The sequence below is a fragment of the Microtetraspora malaysiensis genome (genome assembly GCF_050947145.1).
In the GTDB taxonomy this organism is placed as follows: domain Bacteria; phylum Actinomycetota; class Actinomycetes; order Streptosporangiales; family Streptosporangiaceae; genus Microtetraspora_A; species Microtetraspora_A malaysiensis.
This window is the reverse complement of record NZ_CP191998.1, coordinates 2656725-2681742: the sequence shown is the minus strand read 5'-3', so window position 1 is coordinate 2681742 and position 25018 is coordinate 2656725. Positions and strand designations below refer to the sequence as shown.

General features: G+C 70.8%; 22 protein-coding genes. 12 read left to right on the top strand and 10 right to left on the bottom strand.

What is annotated here, in order from left to right; translation table 11 throughout:
- Nucleotides 1-17: 17 nt before the first annotated feature.
- A complete protein-coding gene (locus ACQP1V_RS12900; protein ID WP_433422374.1) occupies nt 18-614 on the bottom strand; it encodes a hypothetical protein in 597 nt (198 codons plus the stop codon).
- A gap of 133 nt (nt 615-747) precedes the next feature.
- On the opposite strand from ACQP1V_RS12900, the gene ACQP1V_RS12895 reads away from it, so the two are divergent.
- Nucleotides 748-1701, top strand: coding sequence for a helix-turn-helix domain-containing protein (locus ACQP1V_RS12895; protein ID WP_433422372.1), 954 nt, complete (start codon nt 748-750; stop codon nt 1699-1701).
- Nucleotides 1702-1775: 74 nt separating this feature from the next.
- Here the strand turns inward: ACQP1V_RS12895 and ACQP1V_RS12890 are convergent, their stop codons facing one another.
- Nucleotides 1776-5534, bottom strand: coding sequence for a S8 family serine peptidase (locus tag ACQP1V_RS12890; protein WP_433422370.1), 3759 nt, complete (start codon nt 5532-5534; stop codon nt 1776-1778).
- Between the two features lie 234 nt (nt 5535-5768).
- Complete coding sequence (locus ACQP1V_RS12885) at nt 5769-6929, bottom strand: pyridoxal phosphate-dependent aminotransferase (protein ID WP_433422368.1); 1161 nt, start codon at nt 6927-6929, stop codon at nt 5769-5771.
- A 100-nt stretch (nt 6930-7029) separates the two neighbouring features.
- On the opposite strand from ACQP1V_RS12885, the gene ACQP1V_RS12880 reads away from it, so the two are divergent.
- The 3 genes from ACQP1V_RS12880 (at nt 7030) to ACQP1V_RS12870 (ending at nt 8864) form a co-directional block, all read left to right on the top strand.
- A complete protein-coding gene (locus ACQP1V_RS12880) occupies nt 7030-7845 on the top strand; it encodes a carbon-nitrogen hydrolase family protein (protein ID WP_387414734.1) in 816 nt (271 codons plus the stop codon).
- Between the two features lie 10 nt (nt 7846-7855).
- On the top strand, nt 7856-8314 hold the full coding sequence (locus ACQP1V_RS12875) for a hypothetical protein (RefSeq protein WP_245658232.1): 459 nt from the start codon (nt 7856-7858) through the stop codon (nt 8312-8314).
- 109 nt (nt 8315-8423) lie between these two features.
- Nucleotides 8424-8864 carry a hypothetical protein gene (locus ACQP1V_RS12870; RefSeq protein ID WP_433422367.1) on the top strand — a complete coding sequence of 147 codons (441 nt, stop codon included), beginning with the start codon at nt 8424-8426 and terminating at the stop codon, nt 8862-8864.
- Nucleotides 8865-8874: 10 nt separating this feature from the next.
- Here the strand turns inward: ACQP1V_RS12870 and ACQP1V_RS12865 are convergent, their stop codons facing one another.
- Both ACQP1V_RS12865 and ACQP1V_RS12860 read right to left on the bottom strand, forming a co-directional pair.
- Nucleotides 8875-10362: a carboxyl transferase domain-containing protein gene (locus ACQP1V_RS12865; protein ID WP_433422365.1), complete on the bottom strand. Its 1488-nt coding sequence runs from the start codon at nt 10360-10362 to the stop codon at nt 8875-8877.
- On the bottom strand, nt 10359-11615 hold the full coding sequence (locus ACQP1V_RS12860; RefSeq protein WP_433422364.1) for a CaiB/BaiF CoA transferase family protein: 1257 nt from the start codon (nt 11613-11615) through the stop codon (nt 10359-10361). Before ACQP1V_RS12860 ends, ACQP1V_RS12865 begins: the two co-directional genes overlap by 4 nt.
- 468 nt (nt 11616-12083) lie before the next feature.
- Between ACQP1V_RS12860 and ACQP1V_RS12855 the strand changes: the two genes are divergently transcribed.
- Nucleotides 12084-12551, top strand: a complete 468-nt coding sequence (locus ACQP1V_RS12855) for a hypothetical protein (protein ID WP_433422362.1) — start codon at nt 12084-12086, stop codon at nt 12549-12551.
- 312 nt (nt 12552-12863) lie between these two features.
- Nucleotides 12864-13319, top strand: coding sequence for a hypothetical protein (locus tag ACQP1V_RS12850; protein ID WP_433422359.1), 456 nt, complete (start codon nt 12864-12866; stop codon nt 13317-13319).
- A 52-nt stretch (nt 13320-13371) separates the two neighbouring features.
- Here ACQP1V_RS12850 and ACQP1V_RS12845 read toward each other — a convergent pair whose 3' ends face one another.
- The 3 genes from ACQP1V_RS12845 to ACQP1V_RS12835 form a co-directional block, all read right to left on the bottom strand.
- Nucleotides 13372-15243 (bottom strand): hydantoinase B/oxoprolinase family protein, encoded by a 1872-nt coding sequence (locus tag ACQP1V_RS12845; protein WP_433422357.1) that lies wholly within the window; start codon nt 15241-15243, stop codon nt 13372-13374.
- A 20-nt stretch (nt 15244-15263) separates the two neighbouring features.
- A complete protein-coding gene (locus ACQP1V_RS12840; protein ID WP_433422354.1) occupies nt 15264-17312 on the bottom strand; it encodes a hydantoinase/oxoprolinase family protein in 2049 nt (682 codons plus the stop codon).
- Nucleotides 17313-17453: 141 nt separating this feature from the next.
- The gene (locus ACQP1V_RS12835) at nt 17454-17873 is read right to left on the bottom strand and encodes a hypothetical protein (protein WP_067131440.1); all 420 of its coding nucleotides are present in this window, start codon (nt 17871-17873) and stop codon (nt 17454-17456) included.
- Nucleotides 17874-18095: 222 nt separating this feature from the next.
- Between ACQP1V_RS12835 and ACQP1V_RS12830 the strand changes: the two genes are divergently transcribed.
- Nucleotides 18096-18803: a thymidine kinase gene (locus tag ACQP1V_RS12830; protein WP_433422351.1), complete on the top strand. Its 708-nt coding sequence runs from the start codon at nt 18096-18098 to the stop codon at nt 18801-18803.
- 113 nt (nt 18804-18916) lie between these two features.
- On the opposite strand, the gene ACQP1V_RS12825 is transcribed toward ACQP1V_RS12830, so the two are convergent.
- Nucleotides 18917-19606, bottom strand: a complete 690-nt coding sequence (locus ACQP1V_RS12825; protein WP_433425820.1) for a DsbA family oxidoreductase — start codon at nt 19604-19606, stop codon at nt 18917-18919.
- A 31-nt stretch (nt 19607-19637) separates the two neighbouring features.
- Nucleotides 19638-20369, bottom strand: a complete 732-nt coding sequence (locus tag ACQP1V_RS12820) for an SRPBCC family protein (RefSeq protein ID WP_433422349.1) — start codon at nt 20367-20369, stop codon at nt 19638-19640.
- Between the two features lie 298 nt (nt 20370-20667).
- On the opposite strand from ACQP1V_RS12820, the gene ACQP1V_RS12815 reads away from it, so the two are divergent.
- From ACQP1V_RS12815 to ACQP1V_RS12795, 5 genes are all read left to right on the top strand, one after another.
- The gene (locus tag ACQP1V_RS12815; protein WP_433422346.1) at nt 20668-21498 is read left to right on the top strand and encodes a polysaccharide deacetylase family protein; all 831 of its coding nucleotides are present in this window, start codon (nt 20668-20670) and stop codon (nt 21496-21498) included.
- Nucleotides 21499-21899: 401 nt separating this feature from the next.
- The gene (locus ACQP1V_RS12810; RefSeq protein WP_433422343.1) at nt 21900-23384 is read left to right on the top strand and encodes a cytochrome ubiquinol oxidase subunit I; all 1485 of its coding nucleotides are present in this window, start codon (nt 21900-21902) and stop codon (nt 23382-23384) included.
- Nucleotides 23385-23395: 11 nt separating this feature from the next.
- Nucleotides 23396-24337 carry a cytochrome d ubiquinol oxidase subunit II gene (gene cydB, locus ACQP1V_RS12805; protein WP_433422340.1) on the top strand — a complete coding sequence of 314 codons (942 nt, stop codon included), beginning with the start codon at nt 23396-23398 and terminating at the stop codon, nt 24335-24337.
- Nucleotides 24338-24481: 144 nt separating this feature from the next.
- Complete coding sequence (locus tag ACQP1V_RS12800; protein ID WP_387414759.1) at nt 24482-24706, top strand: hypothetical protein; 225 nt, start codon at nt 24482-24484, stop codon at nt 24704-24706.
- Nucleotides 24696-25016: a type II toxin-antitoxin system PemK/MazF family toxin gene (locus ACQP1V_RS12795; protein ID WP_433422337.1), complete on the top strand. Its 321-nt coding sequence runs from the start codon at nt 24696-24698 to the stop codon at nt 25014-25016. The genes ACQP1V_RS12800 and ACQP1V_RS12795 overlap by 11 nt, the downstream gene beginning before the upstream one ends.
- The last annotated feature ends 2 nt before the right edge of the window (nt 25017-25018 follow it).

The following is a 25018-nucleotide window of genomic DNA, read 5'->3' as shown; positions in this document are numbered from 1 at the left end:
CGGCACCCGGACTCCTCCTACGGCGACTCCGCGGCCGCCGAAGAGCGCCGGCGTCGTTCCACGAGGAGGAAGCGGACGACGATGAAGCCGACGCTCACGGCAGCCGCCGTCCACACGACCGTCCTCCCTATGGTCTGGACCACCTCGTTCCTGCCGGGCGGGAGCACGACCATCTGTACGGCGGCGCCGACCGGCACGGTCAGTCTCGCGAGCAAACCGATCGCTCCCGGTCGCCTGACGCACGCACCGACGGCACCCAGGGGCGCTCCGAGGACGACACTGGCGACCCACCACACGGGCGACTCGGACAACTGCCCACCGTTACGGATGCCATCCGCGATGCCGTAGGCGGCCGTGGCCGCAAGCAGGGCCAGCGCACCGGCGGCGGCGCCCTGCGCCAGTGCACTGGGACGGCTCGCCCTGGCGCGGGTGACCAGCCATCCCACCGCGACCGCCAAACCCGCCCACGCCCAGCCGGAGTCGAGCAGCAGGCTCATGATTTCCGCGATCGACCACCCGCTGGTGGCATAGGCACGGCTTTCCAGGTCGGCTTCGCTGTGGGAGAGGGCGTTCATGAGGGACGTTGCCGCGCCGAATCCCGCTCCGACCGCCAAGGCGGTCAGGATCTCCGCAGGCCGGGTCGCACGCGAGCGGTCCTGCCGTCGACTGCCCTGTCGCTGATCGTTAGTCACGATGCATAGTAAGCGCCGGGACGTATGTCGCGATTTGGGCAGAAAGTGATGGAAGATGCTGAATGGGCTGGGGATCAGCGAGCAGGAGGAGGCCGTCTACGTCGAGCTGCTGCGACGCCGCCAGGCGACGGCCGGTGACGCGGCCAAGGTGCTGGACATGCCGATTCCGGTCGTGACGGCCGCCCTGGCCCGGCTGGTCGCGCTCGGCTTGGCCACCCGAGACCACAGCGGCATGCACGTGGTCGTACCACCCGACATCGGGCTCGGCACTCTGATCGCGCAACGACAGGCCGCGTTGCAACAGGTCCAGGGCGCACTGGCGGACCTGGCGGAGGTCTACCGGACGGGAGCCGCCGCGACCGCGGGTGAGGTAGAGGTGCTCACCACGCCGGAGCAGGTCACCACCTGGCTGAACATCATGGAGCGCGGCGCCAAACGAGAAGTGCTGAACCTCTTCCGGCTCCCGTATGTACTCGACGTCGACCCCGACGATTCCACCAACGCGCAGGTCAGCTACCGATACGTGTACGAGCGCGCGGCTCTCGATCATCCGCGAACGCCGGCCGGCATCGGCAAATTTCTCAAGCGCGGGTTCGGGGTCAGGATCGCTCCCGAGCTGCCCGGCAAAATGATCATCGTGGATCGGGAGGCGGTGCTGCTGCCGACGCTGCCCGACCAGACGAGCGTCCATCCCGGATTCCTCCTGGTCCGGGGGCAGGCCCTGGTCCACATGCTGGTGGCACTCTTTGAGCGGGTCTGGCAGGCCGCGACGCCCCTGCAACTCACTGCCGCGGGTATCACCGAGGGGGTTCCCGCGTGGGACGACGTCGACGTGACGCTGATGACATATCTCTTGTCCGGCATGCCGGACAAGATGGTGGCCAGCCGGCTCGGCACCAGCGAACGCACCGTGCAGAGGAGGATCCGCCGGCTCATGAAACTGGCCGGCACCCACAGCCGTATGCAACTCGCCTGGTACGCCGCCCAGTCCGGCATGATCCCGATGTGAGCCGATCCGAATGGCACAGGGCGCCCCCGCCCGCCGAGCGGACGGAGGCGCCCCGGCCCATCCGGATCTGGCTACTACCGCAGCTGGTACGCGCGGGTCACGGTCTGGAGGACCGTGTTACCGTCCGCGTCACCGGCCTGCACCCGCAGCGAGACGAACCCACCCGCCTTGGCGGACTTGGGGTTCTTGATCGTGCCGGTGAAGGCCGCGTCACCGGCGGAGCTGATCTCCACCTGCTGCCAGGTGGCGCCGTCGTCGTAGGAGGTCCACAGCTTCGCCTCCGTGATCCGGGGGTTGGCCATGCCCTTCAGGTAGCGCATACCGAGCCCGACACGGAGCGGGCCGTTCACCGAGGCGCTGTTGGTCTGGTCGACATCGACGTCATAATCGACCGAAATGACCGGCAGCTGTGTCTCGCCCTCGGCATGCTCGGAGTGGAACGTCCAATCGGTGTTCACCTTGGTCGAGGTCGTCCACCACGGCTGGTCCCGCTGCACGTCGAGCACCACCCGGTACTCGGCGCGCTCCGGCACGGCCGGCCAGGCGAAGCCCGTCGACTTCGCGGACCCGAGCGCCTGTCCGTCCTGATACACCATGGCGAACACCTGGTCCCCGCTGGCAGAGCCCACGCTGAACTGGTTGGGCGCCGTGTCGGACAACCCGCTCACGTTCATCGCGGCGACGTCGCCTGCCCGGATGGCCGCCCTTCCGTGTTCACCCGCCAGCGCCGTACGGACGACCGCCTTGTTCCAGTCACGGGACACCCGCTGACCGGCCTTGAGCACCGTCCACCCGGTCGTCTCCGAGGCCGGCACGGCCTCCCACACGCCACCCATCCGCAGGAGCTCGGCTGACTCGAGGCCGGCCGTGACATATTCGGTGAGGGGGGGCCGCGGGATGACGGTCCGCTCGGTCACCGGGTACGCCATGCTCTGCATCGGCGAGTGCAACGTCCGGCCGTAGGAGGCCTCCGTGCCGGGCGCCGAGGCGTGGAACGTCGACTGGACCGTGGCGAGCTCGTTGTCGCGCACCTGGTAGCGCTGGTCGGCGGGGATGCCGCCCTGCCGATACTTCATCAGCGTGTAGGTGTACGGGTTCGCCACCGTCCCCTTGAACTGGACCTTGGCCTTGCCGGCCAGCGCCGCCAGCCGGGCGCCCTGCGCGCCGGAGAGGGTCATCGCCGGGATCGGGGTGTCCTCGCGGTTCCAGGTTTCGCCAAGCCAGCCGTCAGCGGTGTCGAAGTAGTCGTAAACGATGATCGCGCGTGCCCCGGCCGCCGCGGCGTTGTCGACCTGCTGCATCTCGGTGAGGTCGTCGCTGCGCTTCACCAGTGCCAGGCCGCCCTTGACGGACTTCCCGGCGTACTCCTCCGGCCGGCCGGTGCCGGCGTTCACCACGGGCAGCGTCAGCGTGCCGTCGATCCGCGGCGAGCCTCCCCAGCCACGGAAGTACATCGGCTCGATCGGCCCCCCACCGGGGCCGACGATCTGCGCCTGGACGTCCGGCGCGGTGAGGTCCCACCCGACGCGCGACTCGAAGTGGTCGTTCTCCCGCTGCGAGGGGATGGAATAGACCTGCGTCTCACCGCCGAGATGCACCTCGTGGCCGTACCTCTTCGCGTCCACCGAGTGCCGCGTGGCCAGACCCACCCGGACCCTGTTCGTCTGGGTCGGCTTCGGGGTGGTCATGGTGACCGGGCCGGCCGTGCTGCCGTCGAACGTGATGGTCTGGGGACCATCGATGATGATGTTCGGCTCCGCGCCGTAGGTGAACTCCGAGAGGCGCCAGTCGGCGCGGTAGTCGGACATCTCCACCCCGAAGGTGTGCTCGCCGCGCGGCAGCCGCACCGCGACCGTGCCGTCGTCACCGGGGTAGAGCTCCTCCGGAAAGTGCAAATTCTCCAAGTCGTAGTCGAGCACGGAAGCGAAGCCGGTGGCCGGCTTGCCGTCCCGGCCGGTCAGCTTGAACGTGACGTCGAAGCGTTCCACGTCCCTGACGAAGCCGACCGCGGTCGCCACGACCGCCTGGCCGTCGGCCGAGGTGGCGGTGACGTGCGCGCTGTGCGGCCCCTCCGCCACACCGGCCGTGTCCACGGTGACCGGCACCTCGGCGGAGCCGTGCGCCGGCACGGTCACCGTCTCCGCGCCGAGCGTGAGTGTCCCGGCCGGCAGGTCCGCGCCCGCGCCCTTGGCCGCCAGCGTGAGCGTGACCGGCTGGTCCGCATCGTTGACATAGCCGATCTGCTTGGTGACCGGATGCCCGGCGGAGTCCCAGTCCATCAGGCCGAAGTCGACCACGCCCGACCCGGAGACCACCTGCCGGACGCCTCGGGTCAGGTCGACCCGACCGGCGCCCTGGTCATACACCGACGCGTCGGCGGTCGTCTTCGCCGTGCTGATCAGCTGGCTCTTCAACCGCGCCGCGGTCCAGTCCGGGTGCTCCTGGGCGAGGATCGCGGCGGCGCCGGCCACGTGCGGCGTGGCCATGGACGTGCCGCTCGCGGTGGTGTACTTGTCGTCCACCGGCGTGCCCATGGTGGTGCCGCTCGCACGGGCTGCGACGATCTTGTAGCCGGGGGCGGTGATCTCCGGCTTGAGACCGCCGTCGCCCCCACGGGGGCCGCGGCTGGAGAAGTCGGTGACCGCGTCGGCGGAGTCGACCGCGCCGACGGTCAAGGCCGCGTCGGCCGCGCCGGGGGTGCCCACGGTGGCCGGCCCCGGTCCGCTGTTCCCGGCGGCGACGGTGAACAGCACGCCGGTCTCCGCGGTCAACCGGTTGACCGCCATGGCCATCGGGTCGGTGCCGTCGCTGCCTGCCCCGCCGCCGAGGCTCATCGAGATGACCTTCGCGCCCGAGTGGGCGGCCCACTCCATCCCGGCGATGATCCACGAATCCATGCCGGAGCCGTCGTTGTCGAGTACCTTGCCCACGGCGAGCTCGGCGCCGGGCGCCACACCCTTGTACTTACCACCGGACGCCGCGCCGGAGCCGGCGATCGTGGAGGCGACGTGAGTGCCGTGGCCGTGGCCGTCCTGCACGGTCTCGCCCGGCACGAAGCTCTGGCTCTCCACGATCCGGTCGGCGATGTCGGGGTGGCTCAGGTCCGCGCCGGTGTCCAGCACCGCGACCTTGACGCCGGTGCCGTCATACCCGGCCGCCCAGGCGTCCGGGGCGCCGATCTGCGGCACGCTCTTGTCGAGCAGCGCCTCTACCTTGCCGTCCAGCCACAGATGCTGGATGCCGCCCGAGAGCTTGGTCTTGGGCGTACCCGCCGTGGCGGTGTCGTCGGCGACGGCCTCCCAGAACTTGTCGCCCTGCTTCTTGTCCACGGTGACGGCCGCGCCGCGGATTCCCGGCAGGCTCCGCGTGACCTTGCCACCCTTGGGCGCGCTCGGCGCACCGGCCTTTTTGGCGGTGTTCTCCGAGTACCCCACGATCGTCGGGATCGACGCGCTGTGCGCGTCGTCATAGCCCTGGGCGATCAGCTGAGTGACGTTGAACAGTCGCTTGTCCACCTGGCCGGAGCCGACGAGCGACATGGCCTCCCTCGGCATCACGTACACGTCATCGCCGACCGAGAAGGTGCGCAGGTCGTTGCCCGAGTGGTTGTTCGGGGTCACAGCGACCGAGACTGTCTTGCCCTCCTGGCTGGTCACGGTGACCTGGTCACCGGTGATGAGGGTGACCCGTACGGTGGTGGTCGACGGCGCCGGCAGGCCGGTGACCCCCGCAATGGGACCCGGTGGCTCGGCGTACGCGCTCCCGGTGCCGGCCACGACGAGCGTGGCGGCGATAGCGACGCTGAGCAGCGCCGTACTACGTCTGATGCGCATGTGCGATGGCTCTCCTTTACCGGTACGGGGGGTTCGGTACCGGCAGAGCAAAGCTTCGTTAAGGAGAGACCAACGACGCTACAAGTGCGTCTGGCGGACAACGGACATGTCAGGTCATCGCCATCCGCCGGCCCGCGCCCGGGTCGACGGGCGCACGACATGCCGCGGCCTGCCCCGCGGGCAGGCCGGTAGAGCGGTGGAGCGGTCCGGTAGAGCGGTGGAGGCCGGGGAGGATCAGAGGCGCTTGAGACGGTCCACGGCCTCGTCGATTACGTCGTCGCGCTTGCAGAAGGCGAACCGCACGTACCGCGCGCCGTATTCGGAGTGGTCGTAGAAGACCTGCGTGGGGATGGCGACCACGCCGACGCGCTCGGGGAGCTGCCGCACGAAGGCGAGGCCGTCGTCGAACCCGAGCGGCCGGATGTCGGCCTGGATGAAGTACGTCCCGGCGGGGCGGAGCACGTCGAAGCCGGCCGCGACCAGTCCCTCCGTCAGCCGGTCGCGCTTGGCCGAGAGGGACGCCCGCTGGGCGGCCACCCATTCCATCTCGTGCCGCAGGCCGTACGCGACGGCGAGCTGCCAGGGCGCGCTGGAGGTGAAGGTCATGAACTGCTTGACCGCCTGGACCGCGGAGACCAACGCGTACGGCGCGCAGACCCAGCCGACCTTCCACCCGGTCACGGAGAAGGACTTGCCCGCGGACGAGATGGTCACGGTGCGGTCGCGCATGCCGGGGAACGTCGCGAGCGGGACGTGCTCGACCCCGTCGAAGGTGAGGTGCTCGTACACCTCGTCGGTGATGGCGATCAGGTCGTGCGCCTCGCACAGGGCCGCGATGGAGGCGAGCTCTTCGCGGGTGAACACGGTGCCGGTGGGGTTGTGCGGCGAGTTGACGAGGATCGCCCGGGTGCGGGGCCCGACGGCCGCGGCCAGCTCGTCGGGGTCGAACGTGAACCGCCCGGCGTCCACGCGCAGCGGCACGGGGACGCGCGCGGCTCCCGACAGCGCGATCGCGGCGGCGTAGGAGTCGTAGTAGGGCTCGAAGACGATCACCTCGTCGCCCGGCTCGCACAGCGCGAGGACGGTCGCCGCGATGGCCTCGGTGGCGCCCACCGTGACCAGCACCTCGCCGTCCGGGTCGTAGCCGAGGCCGTAGTACTCCTTCTGGTGCTCGGACACCGCGCGCCTGAGCTCGGGGACGCCCGGGCCCGGCGGGTACTGGTTGAGGCCGCCGCGGATCGCCTCGACGGCGCGCCCCAGCATCGCCTCGGGACCGTCCGTGTCCGGGAAGCCCTGTCCCAGATTGATCGAACCGGTCTCGACGGCCAGTCTCGTCATGGTCGCGAAGACGGTCGTGCCGAACTCGCGCATCCGTGCCACCAGAGGCTCTCTCACGCTGGCAATGTACCGGGTGCCCCCGCCCCGTCCGGATCAGCCTGTGGACAACCGCCCCAGGCATGGCGGGAACCCCACCCGCGCGGGCAGACTGAGAGCCGTGACACGCGTAGCCCTGTGCCAGATCCCGATCTCCCATGACCCGAAGACGAACCTCGAAGCCGCACGTGAGGCGCTCGCGGAGGCCGGGGACGCCGAGCTGGCGGTGTTCCCCGAGGCCACGCTGACCCGGTTCGGCCGGGGGGTGACCGAGACGGCGGAGCCGCTGGACGGCCCGTTCGTGACGGGGCTGGCCGACGCGGCGCGGGAGTTCCGTACCGCCGTCATCGCCGGGACGTTCGAGCCGGGAGACGGCCGCGTGCGCAACACGGCCGTGGCGATCTCCGAGGAGGGCGAGCTGAAGGCCGCCTACCGGAAGATCCACCTCTTCGACTCGTTCGGCGCCCGCGAGTCCGACCTGGTCGTCGCCGGCGACGCGCCCGTGGTGGTCGAGCTGGCCGGGCTCCGCGTCGGGCTGATCACCTGCTACGACGTCCGGTTCCCCGAGCTGGCCAGGGCGCTGGTCGACGCGGGCGCGGACACGTTCGCGGTCATCGCCGCCTGGGGGTCGGGCCCGATGAAGGAGGAGCACTGGGCGACCCTCGTCCGGGCCCGCGCCATCGAGAACACCACGTGGACGGTCGCGGTCGGCCAGGCGCCCAACCCCTCCGCCTCGGACGGCTTCGGGGTGGGCCGCAGCATGCTGGTCGACCCCCTCGGCGTCGTACGGCACGACCTCGGCCCCGGGCGCGCCGTGCGGACGGTGGAGATCGATCAGGCGTTCGGCGCCGAGGTGCGCGCCACGGTCCCCTCGCTGCTGCACCGGCGGGCGGACATTTTCTCCCGCCCGCCGGGCGAGGCCGCGCCCGGATCGTAAACTGTCGGTCATGACCGAGCCGGGACCCAGAACGCCGATGCAGAAGGTGATCCCGCCGCGGCTGCTCGTGCCGTGCCTGTCGGGAAAACGGACGATCATCTCCGGATACGTGTACCGCGTGCGGGACTGCGACCGGTTCACCACGCCGGCGGCGCTGGTCGCCGCCCTGGACCTGCAGTTCGAGGGGTCCGACCTGGTGCCGGGGGTGCCCGAGCTGTACATCATGCGCTGGCGGGCGCGCGACACGGACAGTTACGTCGTCCCGTACGCCCCGCACAGGGGCGGGGACTGGAACGATGCACCACCGTTCGCCGGCAACGGATACACCACGTCGCAGGACAGCGCGGTGCCGCAGTTCCACACGATGCCGATGCCGATCCCCGCCGGGGCCGAGATCATCCACCTGACCGGGAGCGGGGAGCGGATCTTCGCCCGGTATGACGGCCTGTCCTGGCGACCCGCCGCGTGACCGGCCCTATGACCGGGCGCTGTCACGGGCGCCGCGGCATCACGCGGACGCGGCGGCTTTCCCCGGCATTCACAAGGGCATCCACCACGACTACGGAGCGGGACGGGTCATGAGTGACATCGAGCCGGTCGGGCTGGGCTTCGTCGCCGGCCACCGTGGCCAGGCGTACGCCGCCGCCATCGGTCCGGACAACGACGATGTGGTCCTGTTCAGCGAGTCGCCGGAGGAGGGCTTCACGCAGGCCGCGGGGTACTGGCGGCGCCAGGTCCCCCGCGCCGAGCTGGAGTGGCTCACCCTGCTCCGCACGGTCGGCACGTACGGGGGCGAGCCCTGCGTGGTCCTGGACGAGGACGACACAGGCGACGTGCCGGGGCTGCACATCGCCTACGCGGGACACAGCGGCGTGCGCGCCGAGGCGCTGGGCTACTGGCTGGTGGACCATGGCGCCTACGAGGTCGTCGTGTCGCGCGACGAGGTCCAGTCCGTCCGGGTGGAGCGGATCTCCGTCCCGATCAGGCCCGACGCCGATCGGGCGACGGGCGACGCGTAGCCGGGCCCGGTCAGGTGCCCAGCGCCCGGTAGTGGGCCAGCCGCGCGGCAAACCGGTCCTCGGCGGGCCGGGCGAGCAGGCCCGCGATCTCGTATTCGAGGGCCGCGGCCACCCGGCGGCAGAAGGCCTCGGGTTCGTAGGCCGCGTCCGGCCGTTCGGCCACGATCCGGTCGACGACGCCGTCCCGCTTCAGATCGGCCGCGCGTACGCCCTGGGCGGCGGCGATCTCGGGGGCGAAGTCCACCGTCCGGTAGAGGATCGCCGAGGCGCCCTCGGGCGGCAACGGCGACAGCCATCCGTGCTGGGCGCAGAGCACCCGGTCGGCGGGCAGGAGCGCCAGCGCCGCGCCGCCCGCGCCCTCGCCGAGCAGCAGGCAGACCGTCGGCGCGTCCAGCATGACGAGGTCGGCCAGGCAGTGGGCGATCTCGGCGGCGAGACCGCCTTCCTCGGCCGCCTTGGACAGCGCCGCGCCCGCCGTGTCGATCACCGTGACCAGCGGAAGGCCCAGCTCGGAGGCGAGGCGCATGCCCCGGCGGGCGACCCGCAGCCCGGCGGGCCCGAGTGGTCCTCCGGCCTTGAGCCGCCGCCGGTCCTGCCCGAGCACGACGGCGGGGACCGTGCCGAAGCGGGCGAGCGCCAGCAGCATGCCGGGGTCGTTCTCGCCGACGCCGGTGCCGTTCAGCGGGGTGACGTCGGAGGCGGCCAGTTTGAGCAGGCTGCGCACGCCGGGGCGGTCGTCGCGGCGGGAGCGGGTGATCGCCTCCCACGCCTCGGCCTCCTCGGCCCCCTCCTCGGGCTCGGGCGGGAGGGCCAGGCCCGTCCTGGGCGCGCAGAGGACGGACAGCGCCCGGATGGCAATCCCCCTCGCGTCCTCCGCGGAGACGACCGCGTCCACCAGTCCGTGGGCGTACAGGTTCTCCGACAGCTGCACCCCCGACGGGAACGGGTAGCCGTGCAGGGACTCGAAGACGCGCGGGCCGAGGAACCCGATCAGCGCCTCCGGCTCGGCCGCCGTCACGTGGCCGAGCGACCCCCATGACGCGAGGACGCCGCCGGTGGTCGGATGGCGCAGATAGACGACGTAGGGCAGGCCGGCGGCGCGATGGGCGGCGACGGCCGCGGTGATCTTGGCCATCTGGGCGAAGGCGAAGGCGCCCTCCTGCATCCGGGTGCCGCCGCTGGCGGGCGCGGCGAGGAGGGGCAGCCGCTCGGCGGTGGCGCGTTCGACCGCCCGGGTCAGCCGTTCGGCCGCGGCCACCCCGATCGACCCGGCCAGGAACGAGAACTCGCAGACCGCGACGGCGACGCGGCGGCCGTCGAGGGTGCCCTCCCCCGTGATCACGGATTCGTCGTAGCCGGTCCGCTCGCGTGCCACCCGCAGTTCCTCGGCGTACGGGGAGCCGGGCTCGACCGGGTCGGCGGGCGGCTCGTCCCACGACTTCCACGAGCCGGGATCGAGCACCCGGCGGATCAGCGTCCGGGCGTCGGGCCTCGTCATCGCTCGCTCTCGGTCGCGGGGTCCGCGCCGTTCGAGGTCGCGGGCGTGCTTTCGGGCGACGACGCGCCGGAGGGGCCGGGCTCGCTCTCCCGCGCGCGCAGCCAGCCGAGCACCGCGTCGTTGTCCTGGCCGAGCATCGGCGGCGCGACGTGGTGGCGGGCGTGTTCCCGGCCGGAGCCGGGGTCCTCGAAGCGCAGCGGCGGGCCGGGCAGCTCGATCGGGCCGAGCACGGGGTGGTCCACCTCGACGAGGAGTCCCTGCGACCTGACCTGGTCCCAGGCGTACACCTCGTCGATCGTGCGGATCGCGCCGGCCGGGATGCCCAGCTCGCCCAGGGAGGCGAGCCAGTACGCCCGGTCGTGCGCGGCGAGGGCCTTCTCCAGGTCGGCGATCAGGTCGTCGCGGTGGGCGAACCGCTGGGCGTTGGTGGCGTATTTCGGCGTGTCGGGGTCGATGCCGAGCAGCACGGCGAACTTGCGCCACTGGCCCTCGTTGGCGACGGCGACCTGGATCATGCCGTCGGCGCAGCGGAAGGCGCCGTAGGGGGAGATGGACGCGTGGTGGTTCCCGGCGGCCTTCGGGACCTGGCCGCCGACCGTCCAGGCGGTGCCGTGGTAGGCGTGGACGCCGACGACCGAGGCGAGCAGTGACGTGCGCACCACCTTGCCGCGGCCCGTCCGCTCGCGTTCGTAGAGAGCCGCGACGACGCCGTACGCGCCGTGGATGCCGCCGAGCAGGTCCGCGATCGAGGCTCCGACGCGGTACGGCTCGTCCGGGGACGGTCCGGTGAGGGACATCAGGCCGGCCTCGCCCTGGGCGATCTGGTCGTATCCGGGACGGCCGCCTTCGGGGCCGTCGTGGCCGAATCCGGTGATGGACAGGACGACCAGGCGGGGGTTGAGCCCGTGCAGCCGTTCGACGGAGAAGCCGAGCCGGTCGAGGACGCCGGTGCGGAAGTTCTCGATCAGCACGTCGCTCTGCCGGATGAGCCGCTCGATGAGCTCCTTGCCCTCGGGGGCCTTCATGTCCACCGTGATGGACTGCTTGTTGCGGTTGGCCGCCAAAAAATATGTGGATATGTCGTGATCTGGGCCGACGAAGGGTGGCCCCCAGCCGCGCGACTCGTCCCCTGAGGAGGGATGCTCCACCTTGATCACATGGGCGCCCAGGTCGCCGAGCATCTGACCGGCGTGCGGGCCGGCCAGCGCGCGGGACAGGTCCAGAACGACGATGCCTTCAAGTGGTCCCTGCAAATCGTCCTCCGCGTCGCGAACGGTTCCTCACGGCAAGCCTGCCAGGTCATCTCGGAGGGTGAACTGTCAGGTCTTGCCGACCACCTTCGAAATGCCCACCACTTTCGTACGACATCTTTCGTACGACATCGCCGCGCCCGGTCTCGGGTGCGCCGGGCCGCGACGCGTCGACGCCCCCCCCAGCCGTTCAACGGCCTTGGCCTGCTCGGTGAGCTCGCGGGGCTGCCCGCTGTCTTCTACACCGCCGTGGGGATCTGCGTGTCCGCCTCCGTTCTGCTCTGGCGGAACCTCGCCGCCGCGAAGAGCGCACCCGTTCCCGAGCCGGCGCCGGCCGCTGCTTAGTCAGGTGTCCACGAACCTTGGCCGGGCCGGTCTCTTCGCCTCGCCTCGCCAACCTGCCGATATACCGTCCGTATACGGATATGTCGGATCATCGCCCCGAGCACAGTCACCACCAATGGGGGCACCATGAATCGACCTCTCCGCGCCGTACTCGCCACCGGCCTGACCCTCGCGGCGCTCGCCGCCCCGTCAGCCGCCTCGGCATCCGCTCAGCACGTAATCGATGTCAAGACGACCAGAATCTCCTACCTGCAGTATCCCGAGACCGGGAAGGCCAGAGCCCAGCTCCGGAACATCACGGTGACCTGGCGCAGGGACCGTGCCGAGAAGCGGACCTGGGTCACCGTCTCCGGGCAGCTCCGCGACTCCGGACCCGGCGACGGACACTGCGCCCGATTGAGGCTGGCGACGGAAGTCAGCGCGTTCGAACCCTTCAAAACCGCGGTGACCACGGAATGCAACGGAGTCTGGCGGACGAGAACGCTCGCCATGGAGCCCGGTTTCGACGATTTCGTCACCCTTGGCATCTACACGTCGCCCAGCGCGAACAACAGGACCCTCAGGGAACTGACGAACCCCTGGGGGAGGCGGTAGATCACCGGGAGTGCCGGTCCCCGCCAAGTCCGATGTTTCTCCACCTTTCGGCGTAAGTTGGGGTTGTCAAGATCGCTGCATCGCGTCGGTACAGACCCGTAACCGTATCGCCGACGCATCCTCCCCCGGCGTTCTGCGCTGCCCACCTCTCATGGCGACGGGACGGCGGAGCGAGCGGTGCAAAAGAAGGCAGGCCGACCGCGAGAGACCAGCGGAGCGAGGGCAATCAGGCAGTCGACCAGGCGATATACCGTCCGTATACGGATATGTCGGATCATCGCCCCGAGCACAGTCACCACCAATGGGGGCACCATGAATCGACCTCTCCGCGCCGTACTCGCCACCGGCCTGACCCTCGCGGCGCTCGCCGCCCCGTCAGCCGCCTCGGCATCCGCTCAGCACGTAATCGATGTCAAGACGACCAGAATCTCCTACCTGCAGTATCCCGAGACCGGGAAGGCCAGAGCCCAGCTCCGGAACATCACGGTGACCTGGCGCAGGGACCGTGCCGAGAAGCGGACCTGGGTCACTGTTTCCGCGCAGCTCCGCGACTCCGGACCCGGCGACGGACACTGCGCCCGAATGATGCTGACGGCGGACCCCACCATACCCACCAAAAGCACGGTGACCACGGAATGCAACGGAGTCTGGCGGACGAGAACGCTCGCCATGGAACCCGGCGGCGAACAGGTCGTCCCGCTCCACCTCTACACGTCGCCGAACGCGGACAACTGGACCATCAGGGTACTGAGGAGTCCCTGGCGGTAGATCACCGGGAGTGCCGGTCCCCTCGCGCGGGCCCGGCACCCCCGGCACCGGATCAGACGGTGTCGACCTCGGCGTACGGAAGACCATCGGACAGGGTGGGGTACCCGGGGCCGCGGTCGAAGAAGGGGGCGTCCTCCGGCGCCGCGGCCCGGAGGGTCGCGCGCAGCTCGGCCGTCCCCGCGTAGTCGACACGAAGGTCGTCACGAAGGTCGTCGCGGGCGCCGTGCAGGACGACGCCGTAGTCCTCCCGCGCCGCCTCCGGGGAGACCTTGCCGTCGCGCACGTCGGCGGCGACCGCCTCGGGGGCGCGGTTGTACGGCGAGCCCCACCCGCCGCCGCCCGTGGTGCGCACCCGGACGATCTCCCCCGCGCGCACCGGGAAGTCGTCGACCAGGCCCTCCATCGGCACGCCGTCCACGGTGACGACGAACGGCCGGCCGGCGCGGCCTCCGTTGACGCCCCAGCAGGACAGGATGGACCGGTCGGCGATCGACATGAAGGACGCGTCGCGCAGCATCCGGATGTGCTTGTCGTAGCCCAGACCGCCCCGGTACTCCCCCGGCCCGCCGCTGTCGACAGCCAGCCCGAGCCGCTCCACCCGGAACGGCCAGCGCGCCTCGGCGAACTCCACAGGGATGTTGCGCGAGTCGGGCACGACGTGGATCGTGTCCTCGCCGTCGGCGTACCAGCGGCCGCCGGAGCCACCGCCGAGGACCTCCCGCATCAGGTACGGCCCGTCGTCGGAGTCGCCGTAGACGCCGGTGTACCTGATCGTCTCCTGGTCGGCGGGCATCCGGCCGCCGGTCGCCTTGGCCAGCACGCCCGCGAGCACGCCGAGCAGGCGCAGGATGACGAACGTCCGCGCGTTGGTGGGCGCCGGGAAGATCGGGGTGAGCAGGGTGCCCTTCTCCGGGAACACCATCTTGATCAGCGGGACGACGCCCTCGTTCACGTCGAGCTCCGCCATCCGCTCCGGGGTGTCGGCGAGGTTGCGCAGGATCGGCGCGAGCCACTTCTTGAGGAAGACGCCGTCCGCGTAGTCGCCCGCATGGTTGATCGGCCCCTTGGCCTGGGGCGACGTCCCGGTGAAGTCGATCGTCAGCGGGACCTCGGCGGAATGATCGACGGTGAGCGTGATGCGCTGGGTGTGCAGCCGGGGCTCGTCCACGCCGTCATGCTCGGCGTAGTCCTCCCAGACGTGGACACCCTCCGGGATCTTCGTCAGCAGCTCGCGGCGGAACGTCTCGGTCGTCTTCGTGATGATCGCGTCGAAGCACGCCTCGACGGCGGCCCGGCCGTACCGGTCGAACAGCTCGGCGAGCCTGCGGGCGCCCATGAGGCAGGCGGAGCACTCGGCGTCGAGGTCGCCCGCGAGCGAGTCCGGCATCCGCGAGTTGCGCGTCATGATCGTCAGCGCGGCGCGGTTGGGCACGCCCTGGTCCCAGAGCTTGATCGGCGGCACCATCAGGCCTTCCTCGAAGGCGCTGCGCGCGTGCGACGGCATCGAGCCGGGGACGGCCCCGCCGATGTCATCGTGGTGGCCGAACGCCTGCACGAAGGCCACCACCTCGCCCTCGTGGAACACCGGGACGGTCACGCACAGGTCCGGGAGGTGCCCGATCCCGCCCTCGGACAGGTAGACGTCGTTGTGGAAGAAGACGTCGCCGGGCTTCATCGTCTCCAGCGGGAAGTCCCGCACGACTGGCTGGACCAGCGCCGAGTACGACCGGCCGGTCAGCTTGCGCAGCCGTACGTCGTGGATGCCGGCGCGGAAGTCGTGCGCGTCGCGGATCATCGGCGAGCGGGCGGTCCGCGCGATGGCGGTCTCGACCTCCTTCTCGACCGAGGCGAGCGTGCCCTCCACGATCTCCACGAGCACCGGGTCCGCCGGGGCCGTCCTCCGGGCCGCCTTCCGGGAAGTCATCGGCTCGTTCCTCCGCTCGCTCATCGGTCGCTCACCACGATCAGGTTTCCGTGGTCGTCCACGGTGGCGGTGAAGCCGGGGTGGACGGGCAGGGTGGAGCCGTACTCCTCGACGACGGCCGGGCCCGTGACGACGGCCCCCGCGCCGAGGTCGGCACGGCGGTAGATCACGGTGCGCCCCCACGTCTCGTAGAACACCTCGCGGGTCCCCACCGGGCTCGCCTCGCCCACCTGGGCCGGCACGCGGGCGAGCGCGGGCCGCGTGATCGGGCCGATGCCGGAGACGCGCAGGTTGACCCATTCGACGGCGTGCCGCGGGTCGTCGCGGTAGCCGTACCCGTAGAGCTTCTCGTGCTCGGCGTGGAAGCGCTCGACCACGGCCGCGCACCAGGCGTCGTCGAGCGCGCCGCCGGGCGCGGCCACCCGGACCTCGTACGCCTGGCCGTAGTAGCGGAGGTCGGCGCTGCGGGCGTACACGTGGTCGGCGAACCCCTCGCGGTCGAGCGCGTCCGCCGCCTCGGCCTCCAGCTCGGCGTAGATCCCGGCGAGCGCCTCCGGGGCGGGCGCGCGGGAGACGTGCGTACGGACGTAGTCGTTCTTGACGTCCACGGTGAGCAGCCCGAACGCGGAGACGTTGCCCGGGTTGGGCGGCACGACGGCGGCGGGCAGCCCGAGGATGTCGATCAGACGGCAGGCCAGCAGCGGGCCGGACCCGCCGAAGGCGACCATCGGGAAGTCGCGCACGTCCAGTCCGCGCTTGACCGTGATCTGCCTGATGGCGTTGGACTGGTTGAAGGCGCTGATCTCCAGGATGCCGGTGGCGCAGCGCTCCGGTGTCAGCCCGAGCTTGCCGGCCAGGGCCTCGATGCCCGCTCTGGCCGCCGCCACGTCGAGGGGGATCTCGCCGCCGAGCAGGTGCGGGGGCACCCGGCCGAGGAAGACGTGGGCGTCGGTGACGGTCACCTCGGTGCCGCCGCGGCCGTAGCAGAGCGGCCCCGGGTCGGCCCCCGCCGACTTCGGGCCGACCTTCAGCGTCCCCTCCGGGGAGATCCACGCGATCGACCCGCCGCCGGCGCCCACGGTGACGATGTCGATCATCGGGATCTTGCAGGGGTAGCGGCCGATGCTCCCCTCGGTGGTCAGGGACGGCTCGCCCTCGACGACCACGGCGACGTCGGTGGAGGTGCCGCCGCCGTCCAGGGTGATCACGCTGGGACGGCCGGCCGTACCGGCGATCAGCGCGGCGCCGAGCGCGCCCGCCGCGGGGCCGGACAGGACGGTGGTGATGGGCTGGTGGACGACCTCGGCGGCCGAGAGCACGCCGCCGTTGCTCTTCATCACCGAGAACGGCCGGCCGATCCGGTCGGACAGGTTCTGGATGTACCGGCGCATGATCGGCTTGACCGCGGCGTCGACCAGCGTGGTCACCGACCGCTCGTACTCCCGGTACTCGCGCAGCACCTCGCTCGACAGGGACACGACCGCCTCGGGGTGCTCGCGGGCCAGCACGTCCCTCATCCGCAGCTCGTGGACCGGGTCGGCGTACGAGTGGAGGAAGCAGACGCCGATCGCGGTGACGCCGTGGTCGCGGAACCAGCGCGCCGCCGCGACCGCCTCGTCCTCGTCAAACGGACGGACCTCCCGGCCGAGGTGGTCGAGCCGGCCGCCCACCGTTTTGACCCGGTGCACCGGGACGATCCTGGGTGGTTTCACCCAGAAGTAGGAGTTGCCGTACCCGTCGGGCACGCTCTGCCGCGCGATCTCCAGCAGGAACTCGAAGCCCTCGGTGGTGACGAACCCGAGGTGCGCGGTGCCGTCGGCGCGGTCCTCAAGGAGCTGGTTGGTCGCGACGGTGGTGCCGTGGACGATGCCGGACACGCCGTCCAGCCCACCCTCCCGGGAAGGGGCGTGCAGCTCCAGCACTTTGTGGACCCCTGCCATGAAACCGTCGGCGGGGTTGGCAGGAGTCGAGGGAGTCTTGGTCGTGACGATCGTGCCGGTGTGCTCGTCGACCAGAACCACGTCGGTGAACGTGCCCCCGGTGTCGACCCCGATGCGGACGCTAGGCATGTTCCAGTGTCTACAGACCCCCGCCGACGGCGGGAACCGGCGCACTCTGCCGAATAATCCGCCGAATAATCGGCGAATCCTCGTTACCCGCCTGCCGCCCGGGGCCGACCGGGCGGCCGTCAGGACCGAATCAGGTACGGATCAGGAACGCTGCTTGGGCGGGCGCGGCCAGCGGGTCACGGCCGCACCGCCGGGGGCGCGCCCCATGATCTCCTCGATGTGCTGCGGACCGACGTACGACGCCATCCGCATGGCCCGCTCGTTGACCCGGCGCAGCTCGGCCTCGGCCTTCGCCTTTCCCGCCTGGCCGCTCTGCACGCCGAAGTACGCGCCGGTGAGCGTGCCCACGACTCCGGCGAGCCCGGCGAAGAGGGTGCTCGCCTGGCCCGTGCTCACCACGGCGACGCTGAATCCCGCCAAGGTGACCACGAGGCCGGTGAGGACGACGTAGAACCCGTACCGCCAGCGGTCGGCGTCCGCCTCGGCCGCCGCCGTGTCGTCGGCGAGCATCATCGCCTCCAGCGGACTCGGCGTCTCCGGCTGCTCCTCTGGCGTGGTCATCGCACCTCCCGTGATTCCGATGAAGAGGAATGTCCCATGTTGTACATGATCACGCCAACAGCGCCACCCCGCCGCACACGCGATATCTCGTCCGCATCAATCCGCTCTCTAAGATCACCGCGTAGGGGCCAGGAGCCCCGGTCCGACGGGTTCCGTACGGCGCGGCGGTGGCCTGGGCAGGACCGGCATCTGTCGGGAGCGTTACCAGTAAGCTGACGCCCCGTGACTGATCTGTCTGCCTTGTCTTCTTCGCCCACACAGGGGGCCCGGGACGCCGTGCTCAAGTTCTTCTACGGTCCCATGGACTGCGGGAAGTCCACCCTGGCCCTGCAGCTGAACTACAACCACCGCAGGCAAGGCAGGCGCGGCATCGTGCTGACCAAGCACGACCGTTCGGGCGGGCCCCGGGTCACCAGCCGGATCGGCATCGACAACGAGGCCGTCGAGGTCGTGGACGGCCTCGACCTGGTCGAGCTGGTCTGCGCGTACGACCGCATCGACTACCTGATCTGCGACGAGGCGTGCTTCTACAGCATGGAGCAGATCGAGCAGCTCGCCGACCTGGTGGACGACCACGGCATCGACGTCTACGCCTTCGGACTGGCGTCCGACTTCAGGTCGCAGATGTTCCCGGCCGCGCAGCGGCTGTTCGAGCTGGCCGACGAGGTCGCCCGGCTGCAGGTGGAGGTCCTGTGCTGGTGCGGCCGTCCCGGCCGGTTGAACGCCCGGATCGTGGGCGGCGTGATGGCCAGGACCGGCGAGCAGGTCGTCATCGCGGACACCGGCTCGACGGCCCCGGTGAACTCCGCCGAGCCCGACGGCGAGGTGGGCGTGCACTACCGGGTGCTGTGCCGCCGCCACCACCGCAACGGCGACCTCGGCGACGAGGCCGCGGCGTCCCGTCCCCTGGAACCCGCGACCCACGCCTGACCGGGCGGCGCCGCTCCCGCGCGCCCCTCGTGCCACCCCCGCCGGACCGGGCCGGGACCGCCCCCGGTTCGGTCAGACGGGCCCCTCCGGGGACCGGACCACAAGAGCCGCGGTCAGACCGCGCAGTAGCCGTCGTCGCAGGCGTCGCCGCCGCTCTGGGCGGAGGCGACCGCCGTGCGGGCGCGGACCTCGTTGAGGGCGGCGACCAGCGTCTCGACCGGCTGCGCGCCGGACACGGCGAACTGGCCCTCGAACAGGAACAGCGGAACGCCGCTGATGCCGAGGTCGCGGGCGTCGGCCAGTTCGGCGCGGACCTCCTCGGCCCCCTCGCCGGTGTCGGTGACGCCGAGCTCGGCCGCGAGCTTCGCCAGCGTCTCGGGGTCGCCGACGTCGAGCCCCTCCTGGAAGTACGCGCGGAAGAGACGCTCGACCGCCTCCGCACCGCGTCCCGCGCGCTGCGCCAGCCAGATCAGCCGGTGGGCCTCGAAGGTGTTGGCCTGGACCGCCCGCTCGAAGTCGAACTCCAGCCCGTCCTCCGCCGCCGCCTGCGCCACCCGGTGCGTGATCTGCGCGACCTGGGCGGGTCCGCCGAACTTGCGTGCCAGCTCGGCGAGCAGCGGCTCCTTCCGCGAGACCGCGTCCGGGGCGAGCTGGAACGGCCGGTGGACCACCTCGACATCCCCGTCGAAGAGCTCCACGGCCTTGGCGAGCCTTGCATGGCCGATATAGCACCACGGACAGGCGACGTCGGAGAAAATCTCAATCTTCACGATCTGCTCTAACCGGCCGCGACACGGGACAATTCCCCGTCTCAGGCCCGTCTCAGGCCGGAGGTCACCGCCGCTGGCGTCCGAGAACCCATCCGATGACCGCGCTGCCGAGCGCGACCCCGGCGCCCATGCCGAACGCGGCGAACATCGTCCACGGCGGCACGCCCGCGCGCTGCGCCCGGCCGGCGACCGCCGCCTCCCGGGTGAACACCTGCCCCACCTCCGGCTGGTACGGCACAGCCGGTGTGGCGCCGACGTCCGCTCCGACCTCCGTCCCTGCCCGGTCTCCGGCCGCGGCCGCGCCGGTCGCCGCACCCACCACGACCGGTGCCACCGACGCTGCGAGGGCGGCGGCCCGTCCGGTCAGGAGGTGCTCCTCCACGGCGGTGAAGAACTCGCCCGCGGTCTTCTTCGCGACCGAGCCGAGCATCCGCTGGCCGACCCCGCCGATCATGCCGCCGACGACGGCCTCGGCGTCGTAGTCGACCCGGGTGCCTCCCTCGACCTCGCTGAGGCTGATGCGCACGGTGGCGTCGACTGTGCCGGGCGCGCCCTGCCCCCGGGCCCGCAGCACGAACCGCTCCGGCTCGTGCGGGTCGGAGAGCGCGACCTCGCCCTGGTAGAGCCCCTTGATGGAGGCCACCCCGGCGTTCACGGTCATCTTGTAGACGTCGTCGCCGACGGCCTCCAGCCGTTCACATCCGGGGATCGTGCACACCAGGACGCCCGGGTCCCGCAGCGCCGTCCAGACGCGGCCCCGCTCGACACCGAGCACGGCGCTTCCCGTGATCTTCACACCATCACCTCTCCCGCACCCTTCTGGCTCCGGAGACTAGGGACTCTCCGGCAGCGTGGATAAGGGCAACATGTGCCCACACCCATGATCAACCCTAGGCAGGTCTCTCCGCGCCGCACCCGCCGCGCCTTAGGTGCCCCGTTTCACACTTCGGCCATCGCGCCGCTTTGCCGCAGGTCAGGACGAGTTTGGCGTACCGGTCGTCCCTCTATGGGAGGTATCGACGAGACGCACCGGATGTCCGGTTGGACCAAGATTGTTGGTCATGAAGGGCAACCGACGTCTGACAGGCGTGCTGATGGGACTGATTCTGGCCGCGGGATGCGCGGAGGGCGGCACCACCCAGGCGGAGCCGAAGGCCCCGGCGACGTCGCGCTCCTCCTCGCCCGGCGGCGCGCGTTCCGCGCCCGCCGCGTCGCCGACCCCCCGCGCCGCACTCCCCCGCCCGGGTGAGGTCGGACGGATCCCCAAGCCGGCGAACGGCGTGCCGGTGATCAGCATGATCCCGACCAAGCGGAAGGTCGTCTTCCTGACCATCGACGACGGCTGGGAGCAGGACCCCGGCTTCCTCAAGCAGGTGCGCGACGAGGGGATCCCGATCACCGTGTTCGCGATGCGCGACGCGGTCGAGGCGAAGGGGTCGCCCGACGCCGCGTCCGGCGGCGGACGGTACACGGGCGCCGGCCAGTGGGACTACTTCCGGGCACTGCGCGACGCCGGCGCGCCGATCGAGAGCCACACGTTCACCCACCCCAACCTCCGGACGCTCGGCTACGACCGGCAGAAGGCGGAGATCTGCGGGATGTCCACCCTCATCCGCAAGGAGACCGGCCGCCGGCCCACCCTGTTCCGGCCGCCGTTCGGCAATTACAACGAGGCGACCTCCCAGGCGGCCACGGAGTGCGGCCTCAAGGCGATCATGATGTGGAGCGCGACCGTGCAGCCCGAAGGAAAGATCGCCTACCAGGTGCCGGACAAGCAGCTCCGGCCGGGCGACATCCTGCTGCTGCACTTCCGGCCCAACCTGTCCCGGGACTTCCGGATCCTGGTCAAGAAGATCAAGCGCCGCGGGTTCGAGCTGGGCGATCTGCACGCGTACTTGAAGGCCGGAGGCGTGCCCGTCTCCTGACCGGCCTCGGCCGGGCGCCCGTACGGGCCCGGGACGTGGTCCCGGGCGCCGCGGCCTGCCAACCTGGCCTGCCACCGCGGGTCGCCGATGTCCCCCGCGCGGCGTACCGGGCAATCAGCCCAGCGGCGGACGCCGTTTTCCGGTGAAGTGTCCATTATCGGAACCGGGCGTCACAGGAGACGTTCCCGGAGAGCCAGGTCGGCGGTCCCTTCACCCAGGGACCGCCCGGCCCGCATTCTCATGGAACCGGACGCGTGCCGCGAACGAGGATCATGGGGGCATCGATCCTCGAATGTGACAAAGATCTCGCGGTGCAGTCGTCCCACCAATTGCTCTACAGGTTGTAGTACTACTGAAAGTAGAACTACGACTTGTAGAGCTCCGGCACCCGCGAGGGGAACATGGACGCGCTTGATCTGGCACGGTGGCAGTTCGGGGTGACCACCGTGTACCACTTTCTGTTCGTACCTCTGACGATCGGCCTCGGCGTCTTCGTCGCCGGTCTGCAGACGGCCTGGCACCGCACCGGCAAGGACCACTACCTCACGCTGACGAAATTCTTCGGCAAGTTGTTCCTGATCAACTTCGCCATGGGCGTGGTCACCGGCATCGTGCAGGAGTTCCAGTTCGGCATGAACTGGAGCGAGTACTCGACCTTCGTCGGGGACGTGTTCGGAGCAGCCCTCGCGCTGGAGGCGCTGCTCGCCTTCTTCATGGAGTCGACCTTCCTCGGCCTGTGGATCTTCGGCTGGGACCGGCTCCCCAAGCGGCTCCACCTGGCCGCCATCTGGGCCGCGGCCATCGGGTCCAACATCTCGGCCTACTTCATCCTGGCCGCCAACGCCTGGATGAAGCACCCGGTCGGCTACGAGGTGGTGAACGGCCGGGCCAGGATGACCGACCTGTGGGCCGTGCTCACCAACCCCACCGCGCTCGTCCAGATCCCCCACGTCGTCGCCGCCGCCTTCGTCGTGGCGGGCGGCTTCATCCTGGCGGTCAGCGGCTACCGCATCCTGCGTGAGCGCGGCGTCGCCGCCGTCGGCCGGCGAACCGCCGCTGCCGCCGTCGCCGTCGGCGACGCCGCGGTCCCGCCGCGCCGCCGTACCGACATGTGGCGGACCAGCCTGCGCGGCGCGCTCGTCATGACGGCGCTCGCCGGGGTCGTGGTCGCCGGGACCGGCGACCTGTCCGGCCAGCTCCTGCACGAGCAGCAGCCGATGAAGCTCGCCGCGGCCGAGGGGCTGGCGCGCGACACCGCCGGCGCGAGCTTCACCATCGTGCCCGGGGTCGAGGTGCCGGGCCTGCTCAGCCTGCTCTCCGCGCACGACCCCGGCGCCACGGTCCAGGGCATCGAGGACATCCAGCGACGGTACGAGGAGCAGTTCGGCCCGGCCGACTACACCCCGAACCTGCCCGTGATCTTCTGGTCGTTCCGCGTGATGTTCGGCTTCGGCATGGTGACTGTCGGGCTCTCGGTCCTCGGTCTCTGGCTGACCAGGAAGCGCCGCGGCCCCAGCCGGGGGCGGACGGCGGCGCCGGTGCCATCCTGGTTCGCGCGCGCCTGCGTGCTGGCGCTCCCGCTGCCGGTGGCGGCGATCATCGCGGGCTGGCTGCTCAGCGAGATCGGCCGCCAGCCCTGGACCGTCCAGGGCGAGCTGCTGACCGCCGCGAGCGTCTCGCCCGGGGTCGGCCTCACCGAGGTCGCGATCTCGCTTGCCCTCTTCACCGTCCTGTACGGCGTGCTCGCCGTCGCCGAGGCGGTCCTGCTGGTCCGGCACGTGAAGGCCGGACCCGAAATGCCACCCGCGCCGCGCGACCCCGCCGTCGCCTCTGACTCCGACACCGACTCGGGCGCCGCGCCGCTCGCGCCGACCCTCATGTACTGAGGAGACCTACGATGACGACGTTCTGGTTCATTCTCATCGCGTTCTTCTGGACCGGTTACTTCGTGCTCGAAGGGTTCGACTTCGGCGTCGGCGCGCTGCTCCCGCTGATCTCCCGGAGCGACGCCGAGCGCCGCCAGGTCCTCGGCACGATCGGACCCGTCTGGGACGGCAACGAGGTCTGGCTGATCACGGCCGTGGGGGCGATGTTCGCCGCGTTCCCGGCGTGGTACTCGGGCCTGCTCAGCACCTACTACCTGCCGATGGTTCTCATCGTGGCCGCGCTGATCGTGCGCGGCGTCGGCCTGGAGTGGCGCGGCAAGGTCCGCTCCGGACGCGAGCGCGCGCTGTGCGACGCGGGGATCGTCATCGGCAGCGTCCTCACCGCCTTCCTGTGGGGCGCCGTCTTCGGCAACCTCCTGTACGGCACGGCGTTCGCGACCGTCCTCGGCGGCGTGCTGTCCCTGTCGGTCGCGATCCTGCACGGCGCGGTGTTCGTGACGTTGAAGACGTCGGGGGCGGTGCGCGGCCGGGCCCGCCGGGCGGCCCTGTTCACCTCGGCCGCCGCCATCCCGGTCGGCATCGTCGCGCTGCCGTCCGTGCCCGGGTCGGCCATGGATGTCCCGAACTGGTCCACCTCGCCCTGGCTGTGGGCCTGCGCCCTGCTCGCGATGGCGACGCTGACGGCGGGGGTGGCCCTGGTGTGGCGGCGGCGCGAGGGCTGGGCCTTCGCCGCCACAGCGCTGTCGATCACGCTGACCGCGGCCGCGCTGTTCGGCGCCCTGTGGCCCGCCCCCCTGCCGGGGCTCACGGTGGCCGAGGCGGCGTCGGCGCCGTACACGCTGACGATGCTGACCTGGATCGGCCTGCTCGCGCTGCCCGGCGTGCTCGCGTACCAGGGCTGGACCTACTGGGTCTTCCGCAAGCGCCTCACAGTGGACGTTTCCCCTCATTGAGCGATATGTCCCGACATGACCACCACGGAGCCGGGCGGCGGACACCGGCCGGCTCCAGCAACGCCAAACACACATCGAAATCGGTCGCTCACTAATTGTCGCAAAGGGCTACGGGAACCCGTGTCGTACGCTGAAGATATGAGGGTGGTTACCTTCCAGGCCGACCAGCGCACCGAAGCCGCGCTGGCCGAACTCACAGCCGACGGTCAAGCTCCCGACGAGGTCATCCGCGAAGCGATCGTGATGGCCTGGCGCCTGCGACGCGCGGAAACAGCGCGTCGCGAGGCCCTCGCCGTCGCCGACGACCCGGACGATCGCGAGGAAGCCCGAGCGATCATGCGCGACATGGAGTCGCTTCGTGCGTGGTGATGTCTACCGCCTGCGTGCGGCCCTGGACGCCATGAAGCACGAACAGAGGGGCGAACGGTTCGCCGTGGTGCTCCAGTCCGACTTCGTCCCGGCGCTCTCGACACTGCTCGTCGCCCCGACGTCGACCAGCGCCCGCCCCACATCCTTCCGCCCCGAGATCGAACTGCTCGGCAAGTCCACCCGGGTCATGGTGGAGCAGACCGCCGCAGTCGCGCCAGAGCGGCTCGGCTCCTTCGCCGGTCGGCTCTCACCGGCCGAACTGCTCGAAATCGACGAGGCACTCCATCTCATGCTCGGGCTGGTGCGCTGAAG

What these genes read in the sequence shown, in the direction of transcription:
- ACQP1V_RS12895 (WP_433422372.1), top strand. Translation starts at nt 748, where the DNA reads ATGCTGAATGGGCTGGGGATCAGCGAGCAGGAGGAGGCCGTCTACGTC.
- ACQP1V_RS12890 (WP_433422370.1), bottom strand. Translation starts at nt 5,534, where the DNA reads ATGCGCATCAGACGTAGTACGGCGCTGCTCAGCGTCGCTATCGCCGCC.
- ACQP1V_RS12875 (WP_245658232.1), top strand. Translation starts at nt 7,856, where the DNA reads ATGACCGAGCCGGGACCCAGAACGCCGATGCAGAAGGTGATCCCGCCG.
- ACQP1V_RS12870 (WP_433422367.1), top strand. Translation starts at nt 8,424, where the DNA reads ATGAGTGACATCGAGCCGGTCGGGCTGGGCTTCGTCGCCGGCCACCGT.
- ACQP1V_RS12865 (WP_433422365.1), bottom strand. Translation starts at nt 10,362, where the DNA reads ATGACGAGGCCCGACGCCCGGACGCTGATCCGCCGGGTGCTCGATCCC.
- ACQP1V_RS12855 (WP_433422362.1), top strand. Translation starts at nt 12,084, where the DNA reads ATGAATCGACCTCTCCGCGCCGTACTCGCCACCGGCCTGACCCTCGCG.
- ACQP1V_RS12850 (WP_433422359.1), top strand. Translation starts at nt 12,864, where the DNA reads ATGAATCGACCTCTCCGCGCCGTACTCGCCACCGGCCTGACCCTCGCG.
- ACQP1V_RS12845 (WP_433422357.1), bottom strand. Translation starts at nt 15,243, where the DNA reads ATGACTTCCCGGAAGGCGGCCCGGAGGACGGCCCCGGCGGACCCGGTG.
- ACQP1V_RS12840 (WP_433422354.1), bottom strand. Translation starts at nt 17,312, where the DNA reads ATGCCTAGCGTCCGCATCGGGGTCGACACCGGGGGCACGTTCACCGAC.
- ACQP1V_RS12835 (WP_067131440.1), bottom strand. Translation starts at nt 17,873, where the DNA reads ATGACCACGCCAGAGGAGCAGCCGGAGACGCCGAGTCCGCTGGAGGCG.
- ACQP1V_RS12815 (WP_433422346.1), top strand. Translation starts at nt 20,668, where the DNA reads ATGGGACTGATTCTGGCCGCGGGATGCGCGGAGGGCGGCACCACCCAG.
- ACQP1V_RS12810 (WP_433422343.1), top strand. Translation starts at nt 21,900, where the DNA reads ATGGACGCGCTTGATCTGGCACGGTGGCAGTTCGGGGTGACCACCGTG.
- cydB (WP_433422340.1), top strand. Translation starts at nt 23,396, where the DNA reads ATGACGACGTTCTGGTTCATTCTCATCGCGTTCTTCTGGACCGGTTAC.